This window comes from Flavobacterium sp. (assembly GCF_041392005.1).
In the GTDB taxonomy this organism is placed as follows: Bacteria; Bacteroidota; Bacteroidia; order Flavobacteriales; family Flavobacteriaceae; genus Flavobacterium.
The window spans coordinates 100,910-119,543 of sequence record NZ_JAWKMX010000001.1 but is presented as its reverse complement, the minus strand read 5'-3'; the positions used below and the strand labels follow the sequence as shown (position 1 = coordinate 119,543).

14 protein-coding genes are annotated in these 18,634 nt (G+C 30.2%); 7 read left to right on the top strand and 7 right to left on the bottom strand.

The features are described 5' to 3' along the window. Positions 1–127 precede the first annotated feature (127 nt). From R2808_RS00580 to R2808_RS00570, 3 genes are all read right to left on the bottom strand, one after another. On the bottom strand, positions 128–2,296 hold the full coding sequence (locus tag R2808_RS00580; protein WP_371268983.1) for a polyribonucleotide nucleotidyltransferase: 2,169 nt from the start codon (positions 2,294–2,296) through the stop codon (positions 128–130). Positions 2,297–2,433: 137 nt separating this feature from the next. Then, a complete protein-coding gene (gene rpsO, locus R2808_RS00575; protein WP_371268982.1) occupies positions 2,434–2,703 on the bottom strand; it encodes a 30S ribosomal protein S15 in 270 nt (89 codons plus the stop codon). Positions 2,704–2,817: 114 nt separating this feature from the next. Next, the gene (locus tag R2808_RS00570) at positions 2,818–3,270 is read right to left on the bottom strand and encodes a GAF domain-containing protein (RefSeq protein WP_371268981.1); all 453 of its coding nucleotides are present in this window, start codon (positions 3,268–3,270) and stop codon (positions 2,818–2,820) included. Between the two features lie 71 nt (positions 3,271–3,341). Here R2808_RS00570 and xrtF point away from each other — a divergent pair, with 71 nt between their 5' ends. From xrtF to R2808_RS00545, 5 genes are read left to right on the top strand one after another with little or no spacing between them, the layout of a single operon-like run. Then, a complete protein-coding gene (xrtF, locus tag R2808_RS00565; RefSeq protein WP_371268979.1) occupies positions 3,342–3,896 on the top strand; it encodes an exosortase family protein XrtF in 555 nt (184 codons plus the stop codon). Then, on the top strand, positions 3,874–4,320 hold the full coding sequence (locus R2808_RS00560) for an exosortase F system-associated protein (protein WP_371268978.1): 447 nt from the start codon (positions 3,874–3,876) through the stop codon (positions 4,318–4,320). The genes xrtF and R2808_RS00560 overlap by 23 nt, the downstream gene beginning before the upstream one ends. A gap of 23 nt (positions 4,321–4,343) precedes the next feature. Then, the gene (locus R2808_RS00555) at positions 4,344–4,751 is read left to right on the top strand and encodes a hypothetical protein (protein ID WP_371268977.1); all 408 of its coding nucleotides are present in this window, start codon (positions 4,344–4,346) and stop codon (positions 4,749–4,751) included. A gap of 58 nt (positions 4,752–4,809) precedes the next feature. Then, complete coding sequence (locus R2808_RS00550; protein ID WP_371268976.1) at positions 4,810–7,050, top strand: TonB-dependent receptor domain-containing protein; 2,241 nt, start codon at positions 4,810–4,812, stop codon at positions 7,048–7,050. Positions 7,051–7,070: 20 nt separating this feature from the next. Then, positions 7,071–7,442 carry a heavy-metal-associated domain-containing protein gene (locus R2808_RS00545; RefSeq protein ID WP_371268975.1) on the top strand — a complete coding sequence of 124 codons (372 nt, stop codon included), beginning with the start codon at positions 7,071–7,073 and terminating at the stop codon, positions 7,440–7,442. A gap of 58 nt (positions 7,443–7,500) precedes the next feature. Here the strand turns inward: R2808_RS00545 and lysM are convergent, their stop codons facing one another. Genes lysM through R2808_RS00530 form a run of 3 tightly spaced genes read right to left on the bottom strand, consistent with a single transcriptional unit; the run spans position 7,501 to position 15,649 of the window. Next, on the bottom strand, positions 7,501–7,962 hold the full coding sequence (gene lysM, locus R2808_RS00540) for a peptidoglycan-binding protein LysM (RefSeq protein WP_371268974.1): 462 nt from the start codon (positions 7,960–7,962) through the stop codon (positions 7,501–7,503). A gap of 57 nt (positions 7,963–8,019) precedes the next feature. Continuing rightward, positions 8,020–9,171 carry a carboxypeptidase-like regulatory domain-containing protein gene (locus tag R2808_RS00535; protein ID WP_371268973.1) on the bottom strand — a complete coding sequence of 384 codons (1,152 nt, stop codon included), beginning with the start codon at positions 9,169–9,171 and terminating at the stop codon, positions 8,020–8,022. A gap of 1 nt (position 9,172) precedes the next feature. Further along, a complete protein-coding gene (locus tag R2808_RS00530) occupies positions 9,173–15,649 on the bottom strand; it encodes an MG2 domain-containing protein (RefSeq protein ID WP_371268972.1) in 6,477 nt (2,158 codons plus the stop codon). 100 nt (positions 15,650–15,749) lie between these two features. Here R2808_RS00530 and R2808_RS00525 point away from each other — a divergent pair, with 100 nt between their 5' ends. Both R2808_RS00525 and murC read left to right on the top strand, forming a co-directional pair. Continuing rightward, entirely contained in the window at positions 15,750–16,436 is a 687-nt protein-coding gene (locus R2808_RS00525) for a tetratricopeptide repeat protein (RefSeq protein WP_371268971.1), read from the top strand. Between the two features lie 57 nt (positions 16,437–16,493). Further along, positions 16,494–17,849 carry a UDP-N-acetylmuramate--L-alanine ligase gene (murC, locus tag R2808_RS00520; protein ID WP_371268970.1) on the top strand — a complete coding sequence of 452 codons (1,356 nt, stop codon included), beginning with the start codon at positions 16,494–16,496 and terminating at the stop codon, positions 17,847–17,849. A 69-nt stretch (positions 17,850–17,918) separates the two neighbouring features. On the opposite strand, the gene R2808_RS00515 is transcribed toward murC, so the two are convergent. Further along, positions 17,919–18,569 carry a DUF1287 domain-containing protein gene (locus R2808_RS00515; protein WP_371268968.1) on the bottom strand — a complete coding sequence of 217 codons (651 nt, stop codon included), beginning with the start codon at positions 18,567–18,569 and terminating at the stop codon, positions 17,919–17,921. Positions 18,570–18,634: the final 65 nt, after the last annotated feature.

Here is an 18,634-nt window from a genome sequence, read left to right as displayed (position 1 = left end):
TAATAAAGAACAAAATCCAGAAGCTGTTTGAATTTTCAAGCAGCTTTTTTTGAGCCAATACAGCTTAAACAAAAATCCCTCGAATTTTATTCGAGGGATTTTATATTTGAATTAATATGTAAAAAAATTAACCTTGATTGTCTTTTTTAGGTTGTGGTTTTTTATCTTCTCTTGGCGGACGAGGAAGTAATTGTTTACGTGAAACTTTCTCTTTTCTCGTTTTAGGATCAATTCCTAAATATTTTACTTCAAAAACATCGCCCATATTCACTACATCGGTTACGTTTTCGGTACGTTCCCAAGCTAATTCTGATACGTGAAGTAATACTTCATTTCCTGGCGCTTGTGTATATTCTACAACCGCACCAAAATCGAGCATTTTAATTACTTTTACTTCATACGTTTCGCCTACTTGTGGTTTAAAAATAATAGCATCAATTTTTGCTAATACAGCATCAATTCCTTCTTGGTTAGTTCCTAAAATTTCAACCACACCTTGCTCATCAACTTCGTTAATAACAATAGTAGTTTGGGTAGCTTTTTGTAAATCTTGAATAACTTTTCCACCAGGACCAATTAAAGCGCCAATAAATGCACCTGGAATAGTTCGTGTAATAATTTTTGGTGCTTTTGGTTTTACAGAAGTTCTAGGTTGTGCTAACGTATCGGTTAATTTACCTAAAATGTGCAAACGACCATCGCGAGCTTGAGCTAAGGCTTGCTCCATAATATCGTAACGTAAACCGTCAATTTTAATATCCATTTGGCAAGCGGTAATTCCGTCTTCTGTACCTGTTACTTTAAAGTCCATATCGCCTAAATGATCTTCATCGCCTAAAATATCAGATAATACAGCAAAATTATTACCATCAGTAATTAAGCCCATGGCAATACCCGATACAGGTTTTTTAAGTTGAATACCAGCGTCCATTAAAGCTAACGTTCCCGAACAAACGGTAGCCATTGAAGAAGAACCGTTTGATTCTAATACTTCTGAAACGACACGTACAGTGTAAGGGCAATCGGCAGGAATCATATTTTTTAAAGCACGTTGTGCTAAATTTCCATGACCAACTTCTCTACGAGAGGTGCCACGTAGTGGACGTGCTTCGCCTGTTGAAAAAGGAGGGAAGTTGTAGTGTAAATAGAAGCGTTCTTCGCCTTGCTCTGAAGGTAAATCAATAACGTTTGCTTCTCTAGATGTTCCTAAAGTTACAGTAGCTAAAGCTTGGGTTTCGCCACGAGTAAACAAGGCCGAACCGTGTGTAGATGGTAAGTAATCTACTTCGCACCAAATAGGACGAATTTCGGTAGTTTTTCTTCCGTCTAAACGAATTCCTTTTTCTAGAATTACGTTGCGAACAGCTTCTTTTTGTACTTTGTAATTGTATTTTGAAACCAATTCTGCTAAATCGGCATTTTCTGCGTATTCTTCTTCCGAATATAAAGCTACTACTTCTTCTTTAACTACAGCAAATTTTTCGCCACGTTCTTGTTTTGACGATGCTTCTTGAGCAATTGCATAATATTTATCGTAAGCGACTGCTTTTACTTTAGCTTTTACCGTTTCGTCTTCTAGTTCGCCTTCATATTCACGGTATTCGGTTAAGCCAAGTGCGGCTCTTAGTTTTTCTTGTGCTTCAATTTGAACTTTAATGGCTTCGTGTGCAAATTTAATAGCTTCAATCATTTCGGCTTCAGAAATTTCTTTCATTTCGCCTTCAACCATTGCTACAGAATCTTTAGATGCACCAATCATCATGTCTAAATCAGATTCTGCTAATTGTTCGCGACTTGGATTGATGATTAATTTACCGTTAACTCTACCTACGCGTACTTCCGAGATTAAGTTGTAAAAAGGAATGTCTGAAACAGCTAAAGCGGCAGATGCAGCTAAACCAGCTAAAGCATCGGGCATAACATTTTCATCGTGACTCATTAATTGAATCATAACTTGTGTTTCGGCGTGATAATCGTCAGGGAAAAGCGGACGTAAAACACGGTCAACTAAACGCATAGTTAATACTTCTTGGTCGCTAGGACGAGCTTCTCTTTTGAAAAAACCACCTGGAAAACGACCTGCTGCCGCAAATTTTTCGCGGTAATCTACGGTTAGGGGTAAAAAATCTACTCCTGGGTTGGCAGTACGGGCCGATACTGCAGTTGCTAATAACATAGCATCGCCCATACGAACCACGACAGAACCGTCTGCTTGTTTGGCTAATTTACCTGTTTCGATTGAGATGGTTCTTCCATCTCCTAAATCGATAATTTCTTGGGTTACTTTAGGAATCATAAAAAATTTTAATTCTTAATTAAACAAAGGGTAGTTGTGTTGTTGTGTGTTGCTAGTTGTTTAAAACCCAATGAAAAACCAAACTTTTTTCTGTCTTTTATTGTAAACAAAAAGGGGCGCAAAGCCCCTTATATTGATTATTTTCTGATGTTTAATTCTTTGATAATCTCACGATATCTATTGATATCTTTTTTCTTTAAGTAGTCTAAAAGACTTCTTCTTTTACCTACTAATTTTACTAATGAACGTTCGGTGTTGTAATCGTGGCGATTTTTCTTTAAATGCCCTGTTAAATGATTAATTCTGAAAGTGAACAATGCAATTTGTCCTTCAGCAGAACCAGTGTTTTCAGCTTTTCCGCCGTGTTTAGCGAAAATTTCAGCTTTTGTTTCTTTACTTAAATACATTCCAATATTTTTTTAAATGATTTTTATGTACAATTGAGTGTTTCTCAATTTGGTTGCAAAGATAAAAATAATTATGAATTATGAATTATGAATTATGAATTATTTTTTAAAACATTAAAACAATAAGGCAACTTGCTGGTTTACAAATTCTAAAAAAATTTCATCTTCTTTTGTAAAAGGGTCAATTTCGTGCGAATCGATATCTATTTGTCCAATATTTTTTCCGTTCACAAAAAGTGGCACAACAATTTCAGATTTTACCGTTAAGCTACACGCAATGTAATTATCTTGCGCTTGTACATCGGGTACAACAAAGTTTTGATTGGATTCGGCAACTTGTCCGCATATTCCTTTTCCAAAAGGTATTATAGTGTGGTCTGTTGCTGCTCCTACATAAGGGCCAAGGTGTAAAGTTTTGGTTTCATGATTGGCAAAATAAAATCCAACCCAATTGTAATACGGTACATTTTGGTTAAGAAATTGACAAATTGCAAATAATTTTTCATCTCTTGTTTTGTTTGATGAAATAATTGTTTTAATGCTAGGTTGCAAAGAATTGAAATTCATACTTATTTTTTTTTGCGAAAATAGTTAGATTGAAACAAATTAAAATCTATATTTTTGTTAAAAATTACAACGTGAAGTCGGCATTTATTCAATATAAACCTTTTTTCTTATTTTTATTTAAGTTTTTGGCTTTCTACATTGTATTTACGGTTGTTTATAAGTTATATCTAAATCAATATGATGAAAACCAATATGAAGTAGATGGAATTACTAAAAATGTAGCTATTTATTCGGCTAGGCTATTAAATATGTTTGGCGAGGAAGCTTATACTTATCCTAACGAAATGGGTAATTATATGTCGTTTTTAGTTAGTAATAAATATGTTTCTAGAGTTGTTGAGGGTTGTAATGCAATAAGTGTCATTATTTTATTTGCGGCTTTTGTATTTGCATTTTCCAATACTTTTAAGCAAACTTTTGTTTTTATTTTAGCAGGTTCTATAATTATTTATTTGTTGAATATTTTACGGATTGCATTATTAAATTATGCTTTTTATTATTATCCGCAATACAACGATTTTTTACACGATATACTTTTTCCATTATTTATTTACGGTGTTGTATTTGTTTTATGGATAGTATGGATAACCAAATTTTCGGGCTATGAAAAAAATACTAAAACATAAAAAAGAAGTGTTTTTTGTTCTTTTTTTCGTAGTAATTTTAGCGTTAATTCGGTTTTATCAAAAACAATTGTTCTACGATCCTTTTCTCGATTTTTTTAAAGGCGATTATCATAACCAATCTCTACCGCAATTTAACTCGGTTTCCTTAGGTTTTAGTTATTTCGTTCGTTATTTACTCAATAGTATTAGTACACTGGCTATTTTATATGTGCTTTTTAAAGATTTTAAAATGATAAAATTTGCAACCAGTATGCTAGCTGTTTTTTTTATTGTTTTACTGGTTGCCTTTTATTTTAGTCTTTATTTTTTCAAAGATTATTTAGTTATATTTTACATACGCCGATTTTTAATTCAGCCACTGTTTTTACTATTGTTTTTACCAGCGTTTTATTTCCAAAAAAAATCACAAAAAAATGACAAATAAAAAATAAAATGTACCTTTGTGCTATGATTATCAAAAAGCTAACTGCAATACTACTAACGGTATTTATCCTGTTTTCTAATTTAGGATTGGCTTTTAATGTTCATTATTGTCATAATGAAATAGCTTCTGTATCTATAAATTTTAAGCAAAATGAAACTTGTAATGCTACAAAAAATACTTGTTGTAGTAATGACGATAATCATTCAAAATGTTGTTCCGATAAAGTAATAAAAGCCGATGAAAAAGCGGATAACATTTTAGTAAAATCGTTTCAATTAGACTTACAATTTTTTGTTTTACAATATTCTAATTGGTATAAATTAACAACAAACATTGTTTCGGTTATTCAAAAAAAAATAATTGAAAACTACTGCGAATCTAATTCGCCGCCACTCTATAAACTATATTGCAAGTTAGTACTTTACGCATAAATTTTTAATGTTTCTAAATTAGATTTTAATCAAAATTTTAAACATTAAAAGTATTTATATGCAAAACAAAATAATTATTTCATTACTGTTTTTTAGTAATTTTATATTTTCTCAAGAATTATTAAAAGGGAAAGTTGTTGATGAAGATAACTTGCCATTATATGGTGCCAATGTTTTTTGGGAAAACACATCAATTGGTACTACAGCAGATACAAAAGGACTTTTTTCGCTTTCTAAAACACCTACTACAAACGCGCTGGTCATAAGTTTTATAGGTTTTGAAACACAAGTTGTAAACATTACAACTAACGATTTTATAACGATTCAGTTAAAAGAAACCAAAACACTAAACGAATTAGAAATTACCAAAATACGCAAGAGCACCGAAAACTCTTTATATTCGGCTATTAACGTTCAAAAAATGGGACATAAAGAGTTGCTAAAAGCAGCTTGTTGTAATCTTTCGGAAAGTTTTAGTACAAACCCTTCAATAGATGTTAATTTTTCTGATGCTGTTACAGGAAACAAACAAATAAAAATGCTAGGTTTAACTAGTCCATACATATTAATGGCAGAAGAAAACATACCTTCGGTTCGTGGTGCATCGCAAGCTTATGGTTTGTCGTTTATACCTGGAACTTGGGTAGAAAGTATCCAAATTACAAAAGGTGCAGGAAGTGTAATTAATGGCTACGAAAGTATTTCGGGACAAATTAATTACGAATTGCTAAAACCTTTTCAAGGCGAACCCTTTTTTTTAAATTTATACGGTTCTATGGATAGTAGATATGAATTAAATACTCATTTTACCCAACAATTTTCAGATCAGTTAAGTTCATCAGTTTTTATTCATGGAAACACTCGAAATGTAAAAAACGACAACAATAACGATGGTTTTTTAGATAATCCTTTAGGAAAACAAATTAATATTTTAAATCGTTGGCAGTATAACAATGCCGAAAAAGGTTGGGTTAGTTTTTTAAATTTGCGTTATTTGCGCGATGATAAAAATTCGGGTCAAGTTAATTTTAATCCAGATGTTGATAGGTTGACTACTAATTTTTGGGGCAGTGAAATTACTACCGAACGTTTTGAAATTTCAAACAAAACGGGTTACGTTTTTCCAGATGAACCTTATAAAAGTATAGGTTTTCAAAACTCGTTTCAAGCACACAAACAAGATTCGTATTTTGGTTTAAACCAATATAATATTCATCAAAAAAGTTATTATTCAAATTTAATTTACAATTCAATAATTAGCAATACTAAAAATAAATTTGCTACAGGAATTAACTTTAGTTACGATGCGTACGATGAGTTTGTTGCCTTTAATTTTGTTCAAGATTTTTCGCGTATCGATAACTCAATAGGCACATTTTTTGAATACACTTACGATAATTTAGACAATTTTAGTTTAGTTGTAGGAACACGAATAGATAACCATAACCGATTAGGAACTTTTATTACGCCTCGTTTGCACTTGCGTTATAATCCTTGGCACGATGCAGTAATAAGAGCTTCTGCAGGAAGAGGAAAACGTGCCGCGAATATTTTTGCTGAAAATCAAAGTTTATTTGCTTCGTCTAGAAATTTCTCCATTTTAAATAACGATGGAAAAATTTATGGACTAGATGCCGAAATAGCTTGGAATTATGGTATGAGTTTTATTCAAAAATTTAAACTTTGGAATATGGAATCGGAATTTGTGCTCGATTATTACCGTACCGATTTTCAGCAACGAGCCGTAGTAGATTTAGATTATAGCCCACAACAAGTAGTGTTTCACAATTTAAATGGTGCTAGTTTTGCTAATTCTTTTCAAGCCGAATTTAGTATAATGCCTTTTACGCACTTTAATATTAAAACAGCTTATAAATATTACGATGTACAAACAGAATATTTAACAGGTAAGTTAGAACAACCATTACAAGCAAAACATCGCTTTTTTGCCAATGTAGCTTATGAAACACATATTTTAGATAAAGGGCAACAATGGAAGTTCGATTTTACGTATAATTGGTTAGGAAAACAACGTTTGCCAACTACACAAACTAATCCAAGTCAGTATCGTTTAGCCAATTACTCGTCTGCTTTTGCTACACTAAATGCACAAATTACGAGAACTTTTTCAAGTACGTTTGAAGTATATATTGGCGGCGAAAACATAGGAAATTACAAACAAAAAAATGCAATTATTCAAGCCGAAAACCCTTTTGGAACATATTTTGATAGCAGTATGATATATGGTCCTGTTTTTGGGCAAATGTACTATGCAGGATTACGATTTAAAATAAAATAATTAACTATAAAACTATAAAGATGAAAAAAATAACGCTTATTTTAGTAATGATGATTTCTTTTGTTGGTTTAGCGCAAGAGAAAAAAAGTAAAAAGAAAGAAATTGTTTTTAAAGTAAATGGAAATTGCGAAATGTGTGAAAAACGCATTGAAAAAGCAGCATTTTCTGTAAAAGGCGTGAAAGATGCACAATGGCATCAAGATTGCCAAGATGTTCATGTTATAATTGACGAAAGAAAATGTTCGGCAGACGATGTAAAAAAAGCAATAGCAGTTGCTGGACACGATACCGATACATTTAAAGCAACAGACGAAGCGTATGAAGAATTACACGGTTGTTGTCAGTATAAAAGATTGCCAAACACTAACGATAATGAAGTAAAAAAACATTAAAAGTTGTTGAAATAAAAAAGGAGTGCATTTGCACTCCTTTTTGTTGGAAATTTTATACTTAATCTAGGTTTGGAATACGCAAAACCTGACCAGGATAAATTAAATCTGGGTCTTTAAGCATGGGTTTGTTCGCTTCAAAAATAACTGTATATTTATTAGCATCGCCATAATATTTTTTTGCAATTTTAGATAACCATTCGCCTTTTTCAACAGTATGATATTGTGCTTCTGGTTTTGGTTCTACTACTTCCATTTGATTGTCAACTGTGTCAACGCCTTCAACATTTCCAACGGCTAAAACAATTTTTTCAGCATCTTCTTGTTTGTCCACTTTTCCTTCTAAGGTAACATCGTCGCCTTTTAATTTAATAACAATAGTTTGATATGAAAGACCAAGCTCTTTAACATGGTTTAAAAGCGCACTAGCTTTTAATTGTGCTTTTTCTTCTACAGGTGCTTCGGTTTCTTTTTTGCCAAAAATTTTAGCGCCTGCATCTTTAATAAATGAAAATAATCCCATAATTTTTTAAAGTTTTAATTAATATTGACTACTAATTTACAATAATTATACCAATTTTCAATCTTTTTTGGGTTCATAATCTAATGGTAAGGCATCGCCAATTTTTTTCCAACCCATATAATCGTAAGCAATAAGTTGTGTAGGCGGGAAGTAATTGCCATTTTCAAAAATTTCTATTTTTTCATCAATTTTTAGATAAGACATTTGTCGTAATGAAAATGTGTAATTTTTGTCGGGATTCTCCTTTGTGTAGATTACTCGAATCAAATCGTTAAAATTAAAAAACTGTTGGTTGTTTTCTTCGCTAATAAAATCGCTTTTTGAATATTTTCTACCTAGAATTGCAATTTTTTTAGGAGGAAGTGGGTTAAGCTTTATAAAACCTTCTTTTTTAATACGTTCGTTTCTAATTTTAAGCGCTGCTTCAGAAGGATAATCGGGGTTGTCTTTTAGTATGTATTGATTTATCTCAAAGCCTTCTTCTGTAAAATTATTTTCAAAAACCGATTTAATAAAATGCTGTAACGAACCTTTGTATGCTTTTACTCGATTTTTAGTTGTTTTTTTTGCATTAAGTTTTTCTTTTTTTACAATGTCTTCAAAAAATAAATATCCAAAATAAGAAGCGTAATCTTCGTGATCTTTAGTATGTATGTAGGTAAAACCAATTAAATCATACGTCATTAAATAACCTGTATTTTCATTTTTAATAAGCAGCGGGCTATTGCTATTTGCAACCAATACGTAGCCTGTAGCATTTCGTTCTTCCTCAAAATAAATTTCTTCTTTATTTAAAATTTCAACATTTTCAGAAAGACTACTTTTTCCAATAAAATTAGCTTTAAAAATGGCATACTTTCGTTTCCAATCTTTGGTTATTTTTTGTTTTCTAATGACTAGCTCTTCAAGATTAGCATTGGCTTCTCGCAAAAAAATGGTCTCGGTTATGTTTTGTCCTTCGGTTAATGTTAAAGGTATTTTTACAGTGGTGTAACCCATAAAACTAACTACAATTTCTTTTGTAGTAAGCGGAAGTTGAACATTAAAATAACCTTCAAAATTTGAAGTTGTACCAATGCTTGTATTAGGAATATATATAGATGCTCCAGTTAACGTTTCTTTTGTTTTAATATCGATTACTTTGCCCGAAAACATTACTTGAGCCGATAAGGTAAATGAGAAAAGAAGTAAAAAAAATTGTTTTAGCATATTATTTAATAATAATAGTTTGATTATTAGAATGAGCCGAGAATTCTGGTGCGTACATACTTTGTATAGTAGCTATTCCATTTGAAAATTTACCTGAATTATTTATTCTTACATCATATTCTAAAATATACGTTCCTTTGTTTAGATTGTCAAAAAAGAAATGTGTTGCAACATCTTTTGTGCTTTGATAAAATGAAGTGCCGTCTTTATACTTGTATTCAGAAAGTACATCAACAGGTTCAAAACAAGAAGCACGAGAATCTTTTAAATGCACAAATTCTAAATTTTCTTTTGTTTTAACAATTAATTGCACGGTAATTAAATCGCCTACTTGAATATTGTTCTCAGAAATTTCTAGTAAAGTATTTCCGTTTACAGTTTTTACTTTTTTGAATAGTTTTTTTGCAATGTTTAAAACAGAAGTACTATCGCGTTTTACCGTTTCTAAATTTTCAAAATATTGCCAATAAACACCTCCAAAGCCTGGTTTTTTAGATTTATTATCGATTGAAATTTTTCCCATTTCATTTGTTATTTCTTCTTTATTCCAATTGATTTTTATATAACCTGTTTCTGCTTGTTTTTCACTTTCAACCATCTTTTTTGACGAAATTTTATCATTTCCAACAGTAAATTTAATATTTTCTTTTGTAGTTGTCCAATCTTTTCCTTGTAACAATAAAGCATAAACAGCATCAGAAGTTGATTTAGTTGTAGTCCAACGATTAGTTTGTTTTTTGTATAGCAACCACGCTTTTAATTCTTCTATATAATTTTTATCGGTTTCAATTTCATTAAAGGCTTCAATCAAAATGGTTTGAGTTTCAATAGGTGATTGATACCAATAATAACCACTTTCATTTTCTAACCAATACATACCTTTGTTTTTGTCTTTTACAGCAGTTTCTTTAAGATGTGTAATAATTTTTTTTGCCCATTTTTTTTCGCCCATTCTTTGTAAAATAATCGCCGCTATTCCTTTTTGGTAAAGCGAATAAGTAAGCCAGTTTTTTTTGAAATCTTCCAATTGATAATTAAAAATGTTTGTAAGTTTTTTATTTAAAGGATAATAGTCTAAATAAAAGCTACGTGCATACCAATAATGAAGCTCTAAATTATTGGTAATATAATGCTTGTTTTCGATGTTTTTTGCGTTAATTTTTTTATCTAAATAATCAACTGCTTTAGCTGTAATTTCCTTTATATTTTCTTTTTCTTCGGGGAACATTTGTATAAAATGACCAAAACCAGCTACAATGTGTTGTGTTATAAAAACATTTTCGCCACCACCACTAAACCAAGAAAAGGAACCATTTTCGTTTTGCTTGTCTAGTAGTTTTTTGAATGTATTTTCTTGAGAATCTTTAAGCGAACTTAAATCTAAAAGTAGCGCTAAGCGGCTGTTTTTTTCCTCGTCACTTTCGGCGTCTAAAAGCCAAGGTGTTTCGTTTAGCACAATCGATTTTAATTCTTCATTTAAAGTAAATTTTGATTTTACATTGTTATTTTTCCAATTTTCTAAAGCATTTTTAATTTTATCATTACTGTTAATTATTTTTGAAGCAATAAAATTAGCATAATATCGAGCAAAAGTTTGTTCAGCACAGTCATGTTCATATTCTAATAAATACGGAAGCGATTGCAGAACTATCCAAATAGGACTAGAGGTATATTCGAGGGTTAATTTCTGATTTTCTAGACTAGTTGAATTAGTATTCAAAAGATTTTCAAAAACAATTTCTTTTTTAGTATTTCCTTTTAGCCAAATATTTCTACTTTCTGTTAGTACAATTTTATTACTTAAAACAGGAATAATATTTTCTTCGCCATCTGCAAAAGTACTGGATTTTGCTACTATTTTATATTGTAAACCACTAATATTTTTCGGTATTGTAATAGTCCAGTTTAAGGTAACACTTTCTTTGGGTTTACAAGTAAAGTTTTTGTGATTGTTAGTGTTTAGCGAAATAGAGTCAATAGGTTGGTTATTTTCGGCATTAAATAACATAAGCATAGCCATTCCCGATTTTGTTTCAGTAGTCATATTGGCCACTTTTGCCGAAAGCGTTATGCTGTCATTTTCTCTAAAAAATCGAGGCATATTGGTATGAACCATTAACTCTTTTTGTGAAATAATAGACGATTCTAAATATCCTGTTTCAAAATTGTTGTTATGGGCAAATAGTCGTAATTTCCATTTTGTTAAGGATTCTGGAGTGGTAAAGTTAAATAAAATTTTACCGTTATTATCTGTTCTTAATTGTGGATAAAAGAAAGCAGTTTCGTTAAAATTAGTTCTAGTTTTAACTTGCACAAGTTGTTTTAATGCACTTTTTGTAGTTACAATAATTACACCATTTACGCCATCAGAACCATAAAGTGCAGCACCTTGAGCTCCTTTTATAATTTGAATTTCGTGAACGTTCTCAGTTTTTAAATTATTGAATTCGGCAGCTGTTGCAATAACACCATCAATTATAATTAAAGCTTCGTTGTTACCTGTAATTGAACGGTTACCATTCAAAGTAATTCTATTATTATTTAGACCAACGCTAGTAGTTTGAATGTTTAACCCAGATACTCTACCCACTAATGCTTGCGAAAGATTAGAGCTGTCTGCTAAATCTTCTCCAACAATTAATTCATAATTAGAAGTTGATAAGTCTGGTTTTCGTTTTATACCTAAAGCAGTAATAACTAAATCATCTAACAAAACGCCCTCCTTTAAAGTAACATTGTATTGATTAGCTGTGCCAATAGTAACTTCTTCAGTAATCATACCAACAAAAGAAATTTCTAAAACATCTCCTTCCTTGGCAGGAATTAGGTAGTTGCCATCAAAATCTGTAGTAGTACCTGTTGTTGTTCCTTTAATAACAACGTTTCCTCCTACAACTGGACCTAGTTCATCTGAAACTATGCCGCTAATCATTTTTGCTCCTTTAGGAATTTTACTCCATGTTTTTACTTTTTTTAAATATTGCTCTGAAATGTATTTAAAATTATTGAAATTAAAGCCAAACCAATTAATTTCAAAAGGTGTATTATAATTTTGATTATATTTTTTTTCAAAAATTTTTAAGTTATTGAACCAGATATTTTCTCTTTTTTGGTAAGAATAAAAATGAGGAAAATTTAAACCCGAAAAAGCATGATTGTTAAACAGGTTTCTTTGCCAATTTGTTGTAGTAAAAAAATCTAATGAGCTATCGTACATAGAAGCTAAAATTTCGGATTCTAATTTTGAATTCGCAATTTTAAACGACCAGTTTTCATTGCTTCCAGGTTCAATTTTATTTCTAAAACTTTCAATTTCTATGAGTAAATTGGTTTCTTCTACAGGTTTAAAAATTACTAGCTCTTGTGCGTAAGGAATGTTTTCCCAAATTGTTGAAAATTGAAAAGAAATTGCATTTTCAGATTTCCTAAATTTAAGCACCTTTTTACCATTTTCTAATTGATTTATTTGTGTGTTAAAATTCTTAGAGTTAATCTCTATATAACGTGTTGTAATCCATAAATTTGAAACTTCAGAATACAGCTCAATTTCGATATAATCACTTTCTGATTTTGTGATGTTTTTATAACCGAAAATATTGTTTTTTAAATCGGGTTTTACTTTGGAATCTAAAAAAAAGATTCTTTTATCGGTTATATTATTTCCTTTTTTATCTTTAGCATTAACTACAATTTTATACGTTCCATTTTCATAATTTTTTAGAAATGATAAATCTAAAACTGAAGTTTCAGCGGTATTTATTTTTTGAGTTTTAATTAATGTTTCCCATGGCTCCGAATCATTATAATCATATGGTTCTTCTGGAAAAAGTTGTTCAAAATCTTCTTTGCTAATTGTTGAATTTTCTGGAACTTGAAATAATCGTTGTTTTCTAAATTGTTTTTGATTTATTTGATAGATTTCGACAGTAGCATTTGTGGCAATTGGATAATCATTTAAAGTTGTGGCACGTATTGTAACTTTATTTTCTTTTTCTTTATAGTAAGTGTATTCTGTAAAAATATTGAGTTTTAGCATTTTTTGTTCTACAAAAACCTGTTTGGAAGCATTTCTAGTTTCGCCATTTGTATCGGTTACATCGGCATTAATCGTAAAATGAAAATAATTTATACTGTCATTTAAAACTTCATTGTGAGTTGCAGGAATAAAAATCGTAAAATTTCCGTTTTTATCGGTTTTTGTTTCCGAAACAACAAAATTTTCTTCATAAGGAATAAATTTCTCTTTTACAGAAGTACTTCTCGAAATAGTATAGGTTACTTTAGCATCGGTAAGATTGTTTCCTGCAAGCGATTTTGCATTTCCTGTAATTTTTAAAGTATCGCCAATTGTGTAGTTTTCTTTTGTTTTATAAAAAGTTACTTCAAAAGTCGGACGTTTATATTCTTCTACAAAAAAATCAACTCTGCCTTGCCAATTATCAAAATCTACATTATCCCAAAAAGAGTGTTCATCTTCTTCGGTATTATAATATTTTTTGTCATTTTCATAATTATCAGGTTCATCAACATAAATTGAAAATTTGCCTGTAATTACGCTTTTTGGAATTTCGAATTCACCAGAAAAAGAACCAAATTCGTTGGTTTGAATTTCTTCTGCTTTTATTTTGTTTCCTTTACTATCTTCAATAATTAATTTTACGGTTACAAAAGGAACAATATTTTTTTGAGTATCAATTTTTTGAACAAGAATGCTTTTGTAATACATTTTTTGTCCTGGTCTATAAATTGCTCTATCCGTAAAAATTTGGGCTTTAGCTTCAAATGAATCGTATCTTTCATCACTATAAATAAATTCTCTTTTGTAATTATAATGAATAGAATCGCTTTCTTTTACAAGTAAAAGTTTGTTGTTGTATTTTTTATTTTCTTCTCTTTCTTGTTTTTGAAAACTAGTTTTACCAATAGAATTGGTTTTTACAATTTCTTCATTGCTAATTATTTTAATGTTTTGAATAGGTTGACCATTTTTTCTGTTTAAGATATATAAATTGTCGTTGTTTTTAGCGTGTTCTTCTACAACATAAAAATTAGTTACTGAAACTTGTGAATATGAAAAAGCATTGGTTTTAGAAGTACTATTGTTTTTGGTTTCAAAAAATATTAAGTAATTTCCAATAGCAAGTTTTTCTAGTAATATTTCGGTTGTGTGTTCAAAGTAATCATCTGCATTAGGTAAAGTTTTTGTACACGATTTTACAGCTTTATTTTTTTGAATAAAATTAAGAACTAACGAATCTTTTAAATAAGAATTCCTGTAGTTATTAATTTCATCACTTAAATTAAGTGGAAATTTATAGTAACTAATTTTTAACGAATCAACATTTTTATACCGTACAAAAGCTCTATTGTTTTGATGGGGGTATAACTCTGGTAACATTTCAATATGTAGCTGTCTGTTTAAAATATTAAATTTAAGTTGCTCTGCTTCAATTAAAACCTTAGGATTAATTCTCCTTTCAAGTATTGAATCAATTAACTGTAAAGCTTGTTTATGATAAAAGACATCTTTATTTTGAAATGCTAATTTATTTAATTCATTTGCGTTATCAAGTTTAATTTGCTGCTTTAAAGCTTCATTTGTAGTAATTTTTTCAATTACTGAAATTATTTTTTTGATGTCGAGATTATTATTAAACTGTGCTATGTATTTTAGTCTGTCATAATACGATTGATCTGTTTTATCATTATTTTCAGATTGATAATAACTTTCATAGTTTTGAATAATTTTAGTTAGTTTTTGTAAATTATTGTTTTCTATAAAATTAATTTTAGCAGCGCTAAATTCCTTTGATGGTTTACTGAATAAATCAATGAAATTTGTAAAGTATTCCTTTGGTTGGTAGTGTCTTAAATATACTTTTGAAGTTAAATAATTGTGATATTTAAGGTAGAAAAAATCGTATAATGAATAATTTTTTCCATCTATAATAAAAGGTATTTCGATGGTGTTTTTCCAATCTAAAATATTTTGTTTAACTAATGCTTCGGTATAAATAAAGATATTTTCGAAGTCTTTATCAATTTCAGCATCAAAATCATCTAAATTCCAAGTTAAAAAATTACTATTTTGTTTCGTTGCTATTTTAGAACGTCGTGCTATTTTATTTGAATTTTTTTCTTTATAATCTAATAAAATAGTTGCTTTTATATAATAGAAAAATGATTTTGCAATAGGCGAACTTCTTTTTATTTCTGCATCTAAATTTTTTAAAATTTCTGTTTGGCCTTCTTCATTAGTTAAAAGTTCAAATTTAGAAGAATATAAAAAACATTTAATAACCTCTTTTTCATCTTTTTTTCGAGAGGCCTTTTTTTGAATTTTAGCCACAATTTCTTGAGCCGATTTGTTTTTTCCGTTTAATTCAAACTCATATACTTTTTGCCAATCTTTTTCAAAATTTTGAGCCCCAATAAAAGTGCTTAAAAATAATAATAGTAGTAAAATTAGTTTTTTCATAAACAATTTGTTTAACAGTAAAGAGCAACTTTTTATAAAAAAGGTTGGATTTGAACAATTTTTTTTATCAAATGATTACATTTTTCTACCTTTGAAGCAGATGAAACAAATATATTATATTTTTCTTTTACTATCGTTTTATGGCTTTTCACAATCAAATTATGAATTGGGAAAACAATATTTTAACACAAGAAATTGGGAAAAATCAATAGTTTATTTTAAAAAATCACTTGCAGAAAACTATAAAAAGAATGAGTCAATTGAGTTTATTGGCGATGCTTACGGACAGCAAAAAGATTGGGATAACGCTATAGAAAATTATCAAATTTTAAAAGAAAGTTTTCCTAAAAACGCTAATTATTGGTACAAATATGGTGGCGCATTGGGCATGAAAGCTAAAGAAAGTAATAAATTCAAAGCTCTTTCTTTAATTGACGATGTGGAAAATGCTTTTCTAAAAGCCGCTTCTCTCGATAAAAAGCATATTGAAACCCGATGGGCATTGGTAATGTTATATATCGAATTACCAGCAATAATAGGCGGTAGCGAAAAAAAAGCACAAAGATATGCCGATGAGTTAATGACGTTATCTAAAGTTGACGGCTATTTAGCAAAAGGCTATATCGATGTTTATTTTAAACGGTATCAAAGTGCCGAAAAAAATTATATAATGGCGCACAAAACAGGTAACTCTAAAACTACCTTCGAAAAATTATATGATTTATATTTGAACAAATTAAAAAACAAAGAGAAAGCCCAACAATTAAAAAATAATTTTGAGTTATGAGTTATAAATTTTGAGTTGAAAAATTTCTAATTCCTAATTCCTAATTTCTAATTAAAAATGAGAGTACACTTCATAGCCATTGGCGGAGCAGCCATGCATAATTTAGCTTTAGCACTTCACGAAAAAGGATATCAAGTAACGGGCAGCGATGATGCCATATTTGAACCTTCAAAATCACGATTAGATAAAAAAGGATTATTACCTAACGAATTAGGTTGGTTTCCAGATAAAATCACAACCAATTTAGATGCAATTATATTAGGAATGCACGCTAAAAAGGATAATCCTGAATTGCTTCGCGCACAAGAATTAGGGGTTAAAATTTATTCGTATCCAGAGTTTTTATACGAACAATCAAAAGATAAAACTCGTGTTGTAATAGGTGGTTCACATGGTAAAACAACCATTACATCAATGATTCTTCATGTAATGAATTATCATAATATTGCAGTAGATTATATGGTAGGGGCACAACTAGAAGGTTTTGATACGATGGTGCATTTAACTGAAGAAAATGAATTTATCGTTTTAGAAGGTGACGAGTATTTAACATCACCCATCGATTTGCGTCCGAAATTCCATTTGTATCAACCTAATATTGCCTTGCTTTCGGGTATTGCGTGGGATCATATTAATGTTTTTCCAACTTTCGATAATTATGTAGATCAATTTAGAATTTTTACCAATTTAATTACCAAAGGCGGAATTTTGGTGTACAATGAAGAAGATGCAACGGTAAAACAAGTAGCGGAAGCTTGTGAAAATCAAATTCGTAAAATTGCCTATCAAACTCCGGAATATTCAGTTGAAAATGGAACTACACTATTAGAAACACCCGATGGCGCCATGCCAATTGAGGTTTTTGGAGCGCACAATTTGAATAATTTAGCGGGAGCCAAATGGATTTGTCAATGTATGGGTGTTGATGAAGCCGAATTTTATGAAGCTATTGCTACATTTAAAGGCGCCAGCAAACGTTTGGAAAAAATTGCAGAAAGTGTAAATAAAGTAGCTTATAAAGATTTTGCACATTCGCCAAGTAAAGTATCGGCGACAACCAAAGCGGTAAAAAATCAATATCCAGATAGGAAATTGGTAGCTTGTTTAGAGTTGCATACTTATAGTAGTTTAAATGCGGAATTTTTGAAACAATATCAAGGAGCTCTAGATGCTGCCGATGTTGCTGTAGTTTTTTATTCGCCCGATGCGGTTAAAATCAAACAATTGGAAGAAGTAACCTACGAACAAATTGCGAATTCTTTTGAACGAAACGATTTAATTATTTACACCAACCCAACCGAATTCAAAGACTTTCTTTTCAACCAAAATTTAGATAATTCAGCATTATTACTAATGAGTTCTGGTAATTACGGCGGATTGAATTTTGATGAAGTGAAACAATTAATTAATTAGCCAATTAGCCAATTTGAAAATGAGAAAATTTAGTGAGTTAATTTTCAAATTCGCTAATTTCCTCATTATCTAATTTCCATATCGATAATGCCCCACAATTTTCCAATTAAAAAGGCAATCTTCTAAAACTTGTCCGCTTCCTATGTTGTGAACAATTTTATTTCGTTTCCCATCATCAGATTTTAAATGCGTAACAATTCCAATATGCGGAATGCTATTTCCATTTAATCGCCACGAAACAATATCACCAACTTGATAATCATTGCCATTTTGAGTAATCGGTAAACGTTTCCCTTTTCGTTCAAAAAACGTTTCCAAATTTGGAACGCGTCTATGGTCAATATTGGTGTCTGTAGTTTTCATACCCCAAGTTTTTGGATATTTAGAAAAATTTAATTTCATGTCTTCATGAACTTCTTTTTGTAAATCAATTCCCAGTTTTCGATAGGCTCTAATGACCACATCACTACAAACACCCGTTTTTGCAGGAACATCTCCACCAGGATATTTAATAGAAACATAACTTGGCGTATAAACAACATCAGGATCAATTATAGAAATTGCTGCGTTTGACAGTTTTTGGTAGAAATTAGTTGGACTTTCTATTAAAATAATATTTTCAGATTCGTGTGTCGTTGCTTTTTGGATAACAAACACCTTGTTTTCTTTTTTACAATTTAGAAGAAATACAGCTAAAAATATAAAACTGAATATTTTCATTGAAATGTTTTATTATTAAAAACGATATTTGAATAGTTTTAGTATGATTTATAAAAACCAGTTTG